Annotated in this window: 4 protein-coding genes and 2 pseudogenes; 4 read left to right on the top strand and 2 right to left on the bottom strand. The window is 63.6% G+C overall.

The features are described 5' to 3' along the window. Positions 1-321 (top strand): annotated as a pseudogene (locus WA989_RS09760) (oxygen-independent coproporphyrinogen III oxidase); the annotation flags it as partial. A 3-nt stretch (positions 322-324) separates the two neighbouring features. On the opposite strand, the gene WA989_RS09755 reads toward WA989_RS09760, so the two are convergent. Continuing rightward, on the bottom strand, positions 325-1,089 hold the full coding sequence (locus tag WA989_RS09755) for an enoyl-CoA hydratase-related protein (RefSeq protein WP_424340308.1): 765 nt from the start codon (positions 1,087-1,089) through the stop codon (positions 325-327). 98 nt (positions 1,090-1,187) lie between these two features. Further along, positions 1,188-2,012 carry a class I SAM-dependent methyltransferase gene (locus WA989_RS09750; protein WP_424340307.1) on the bottom strand — a complete coding sequence of 275 codons (825 nt, stop codon included), beginning with the start codon at positions 2,010-2,012 and terminating at the stop codon, positions 1,188-1,190. A gap of 168 nt (positions 2,013-2,180) precedes the next feature. On the opposite strand from WA989_RS09750, the gene WA989_RS09745 reads away from it, so the two are divergent. The 3 genes and pseudogenes from WA989_RS09745 to WA989_RS09735 form a co-directional block, all read left to right on the top strand. Further along, positions 2,181-2,600 carry a hypothetical protein gene (locus WA989_RS09745; protein ID WP_424340306.1) on the top strand — a complete coding sequence of 140 codons (420 nt, stop codon included), beginning with the start codon at positions 2,181-2,183 and terminating at the stop codon, positions 2,598-2,600. After that, positions 2,597-3,970, top strand: a complete 1,374-nt coding sequence (locus tag WA989_RS09740; protein WP_424340305.1) for a hypothetical protein — start codon at positions 2,597-2,599, stop codon at positions 3,968-3,970. Before WA989_RS09745 ends, WA989_RS09740 begins: the two co-directional genes overlap by 4 nt. A 3-nt stretch (positions 3,971-3,973) precedes the next feature. Beyond that, positions 3,974-4,161: pseudogene (locus WA989_RS09735) on the top strand (hypothetical protein); the annotation flags it as partial.

Raw genomic sequence — 4,161 nt, 5'->3', positions numbered from 1 at the left:
GCGGAAGGGCGCCTCCCAGTCGAGCGGGGCGTTCCGCTGACCGATGAAGACCGGCTGCGCGGCCGGGCGATCGAAGCGCTGATGTGCGCGCTTACTGTCGACACTGCCGAAGTGTGCAAGGCGGCAGGCGCTGACCGGCATGCGTTAGACGACGCGCTTGTGCGCGCTGCGCCGCTCGAAGCTGCTGGCTTGTGCAAGCTCGAAGGAACGAGACTGACCGTACCCGAAGAGGCCCGCGCCCTGATGCGGACCGTGGCACGCTGCTTCGATGCCTATGTGCCAGATGAAGCGGCCGCACCCCGCCACGCCAAGGCGGTGTGACGCTCAGTCCTGAAACACCGGCTTTCGCTTCTGTGCAAAGGCGGCTGCGGCTTCGGCGAATTCGGGGGACTGGAGCTGCTCGGCGAAGACTTTCCCTTCAGCAGCCATCTGGCGCGCGACGGCATCGCGGCTGGAGCGGATCAGCGCCTTTGACTTGCGTACAGCGTTGGGCGGTGAGGCCGCGATCTTTGACGCGCATCCCATGGTCGCGCCGATCAGCTCATGGGATGGCACGACGCGCGAGACCAGCCCGCAGGCGAGCGCTTCGTCGGCTGACAGGATGCGCCCGGCGAGCAGGATTTCATTTGTCATCGAGTTGCCGACCGTCGCCGGCAGCAGCATGGACGAGCCGGCTTCGGGCACCAGCCCCAGCGCGGTGAAAGGCGCACGGAAATTGGCCGTGTCTGCCGCGTAGGCGATATCGGCGTGCAGAAGCAGGGTGAGGCCAACGCCGATGGCCGGGCCGTTGACGGCGACGATGATCGGCTTTTCGGCATCGCGGATCGTGTTGAGGAAGCGCGTGACGGGCGGCTCACCGCTTTCGCGGGCCTCGAGGGAGGCAAAGTCACCGAGATCATTGCCGGCAGTGAACATGTCGCCTTCGCCGGTCAGAACGATGGCGCGCACAGCCTTGTCGTCATTTGCGTTGCCGATTGCGTCCGCCATGGCGCCATACATGGCCTGGGTCAGCGCATTCTTGCGCTCCGGGCGGGCGATGGTGAGGGTCAGGATGTGATCTGAAATACGGGTCTGGATATGGTCTGTCATGGATTCTGGGCCTTGCTTCGGATTATTCGGCGAGTGCGATGAATTCCCGTTCTCCGGGAATATAAGTATTTTTGCAACCTTTGTCGGTTGTGCGCGGGTCAGGGCTTTCTTGCGAGGATCTCGACCGGCACGATCTGGTCTTTGCGATAGGCGGCGAGCAGGTTTGCGATCTTTTCCGGCGCGGTCCTGCCCATCAGCGTGGCCGTTCCGAGCGCGGGGGGCGGCTTGCCTTTATTCTCCTCGAGCCTGTCAAAGAAGGGATCGGCGAGGTCGCGCCGCGGCTTGATGTGATGAATGGTAAAGCCGGCTTGCTCGAGATGGGTCTCATAGCGCTCGGCTGCGCGCACATGGCTGGCGCCCGGCTCGCTGGCCCAGGGCAGCGGGAAGCTGAGCGGGGTGGTCTCATCGCCGGCGCGCATGATGTCATAGACGAGCAGGCGCCCGCCCGGCTTGAGGACCCGTTTCACCTCGCTGAACAGCTCGCCCTTCTCGGCGATATTCATGCCGACATGAAACATGTAGGCCGCATCGAAAATCTCCTCCTCGAACGGCATGGACAGCGCGCTGTCGCAGTGCAGCCTGACCTTGCGGGTCAGATTGAGCCAGGACGAAATCGTCTTGCCCGCCTCGATGAAATTCCGCGTGAGGTCGACGCCGTCGACATGGCAGCCATAGCGGTGCGCAACATAGCGCGCGACGCCGCCCGTGCCGCAGCCAATATCGAGGACGCCGTCGCTCTCTTCTATCTCAAGGCCCGGGATCAGCGCGGCCGTGGCGGCCCGCCCGCCAATGTGAAACGCCTCGAGCGGGGCCATCTCCTCGATGGTAATCGTGTCGGGTGTGCGGTCGATGGCGCCTATGGCACGCTCGATCCGCGCCAGCAGGTCCGGCTCGTTATAATGGTCGCTGACAGCTTCCGTCATGTCGCAGCCTCCCTGCCTTCATACGCTAACACGCCAGCGCCGGGCCAGGGCGCGCGGCAAATTAGGCGGGGGTGGCCGGGCATGGCAAGGGCAGGCGGACGGCATGATCGCGTTTTGAATTGACTTCACGTGCACGAAGCCCGACTTCTCTTAACCATTATGGGGACCATGAGCCGGCTCATCGGGCGCCACCGCGCGCAAATCAAGGAGAGGTCGCGCATTTCGCGCTACATTCTCCTGCTTGCCATCGTGGCGACGCTGACCTGTTTTGCGACGTTCATTTCGCTGCTCAGCGGGCGTTATCTGCTGCCCGTCGGCTCTGAGCTCTTTGCCAGCAACCCGGAGCGGATGCTCGGCGCGACGAATTTCTGCATGATGACGGCAATCGGAGCAGCGCTTCGCATGTGGCGCTTCCGGCAGATGCGGATCAAGCTGATGATTGCCGAGGCGTTCATCCGCGAGCATGATCAGGATACAGCGATGAAACTGCTGCTCGAACCGGTCTTCGGCGACCAGGTCTGGCAGGACGACGATCCGGTCTCCGCGCCGGGCACGGCCAGAGACATGCCAGAGGGGCTTTCAGCGTGAGCGATACGACACAAGACACACGGATCACATCGGCCGACCTGCTCGCCGAGCTTCGCGAGGAACAGCAGAGCTTCCGCTTCCTGATGACGGCGCTCGCCGCGATCATCGGCATGGCGGCGGTCATCGTGGCGGGCAGTGTGATCTATTTCTACATGCAGCTGTCCGGCCTCAAGCAGCAATATGCCGACCAGACGCGCCTCAATGAGATGAATTTGCGCATCGTCGCCGGAGAGGCGGGACGCCAGCGGGAATCGACGCAAGCCGCCCTGGTCGCCATCCGCGAAGAGAATGAGGCCGCCAGGCGCCAGGCAGACCTTGCGCGCGAAATCCAGCGCGCCGAGTCCGTGCGCCAGGTGGCCGGCTACAAGGAAAATGCGCTGCAGCTGGCCCAGCAGCATTTTCTCGGCATTCCCCTGAACGAAGTCACCTCGCAGGTTGTCGGCATTGTGCTGCGCGCCGACGGCACCGATGGCGAGCTGCTCTCAACCGATGAGCGCCTGCAGCTACAGGCGGCGCTGGAAGATTGGGGCGGTCAGAATGTCGAGGCCGTTCGCGCGGCGATGACCGCCCTGCTTGAAAATTCAGAATCGCTGACGGCGCAGGCGCGCGGCGCGGCCGGGCTGGCGGCGCTGGAATACCGGATCGCGAATGACTTGTCGCTCGGCTGGAACCGGGGCTGCTCGACGGTGGTCGATTATGTGAACCAGGCCGCCGCGCGCGGGCTCGAAGCGCCGATGCTGCTGCTCTGGAAGGGCCAGTGCCTGAGAAAGCGCGGCGATGCCCTGCTTGCCTATCAGTCCTTCTCCAAGGCCGCGACCCTGCTTGAAGGCGGCAATTTCGAAGAGACGCTGCTGCATGCCCAGCTGGCCCATCACGGGGTGGGCACGACGCTGGTCGCGCTTGTCGCAAGCGAGCAGCTGCCCTCAGGCCAGGATTCGGAATCGGCGCTTCAGGAAGCGCTCGCCGAGCTGCGCGAAGCGGCGCGTATCCGCGCTGAACGCGGGGCGACATCGGTCGGGGTGGCCTACACAGAAGAGAATATCGGCTTCATCCATATTCTCGATGAAGACTGGCCGACAGCGCTCGAACATACCAAGCGGATCGACGATATCCTGCCGCTCGCCTGGAATCTCACCGTGCGCCATATTGCGGCTGAGGAGAATGAGGCGGCCCTGAAGCGCAGCGGCGCGCCGCGTGCCGAGATCCGCAACATGGAAACCATACAGAGCGATACGCGGCTGGTGCTTGGCCTGATGGGCTGTAACCAGATCGACCGGCCAGAGCTCAAACGCCTGCTGCCTGTGCGCTATTCCGACACGGTCGATGATCTGTCGCGCCATTGCGATGCTGATGCGGGCGGGTCGCTCTAGGCAATGACGTCACGGCGTATCCAGCTTGCGCTCGCCGCGATTTTTATCGGCCTTGGCGCATGGTGCCTGTTAAGCCCGCATTCGGTGGAACGCCTTACGCTGCGGCCGGAATATCAGCACTTGTCGGCGACATCGGCGCTGCTTCTCGGATGTTTTGGTGCGCAGGCTATCCTCGGCGGACTTGTCATTGC

Source organism: Henriciella sp. (genome assembly GCF_049649345.1).
In the GTDB taxonomy this organism is placed as follows: Bacteria; Pseudomonadota; Alphaproteobacteria; order Caulobacterales; family Hyphomonadaceae; genus Henriciella.
The sequence above is the reverse complement of the archived record's forward strand: the minus strand, read 5'-3'. Positions and strand labels throughout refer to the sequence as shown.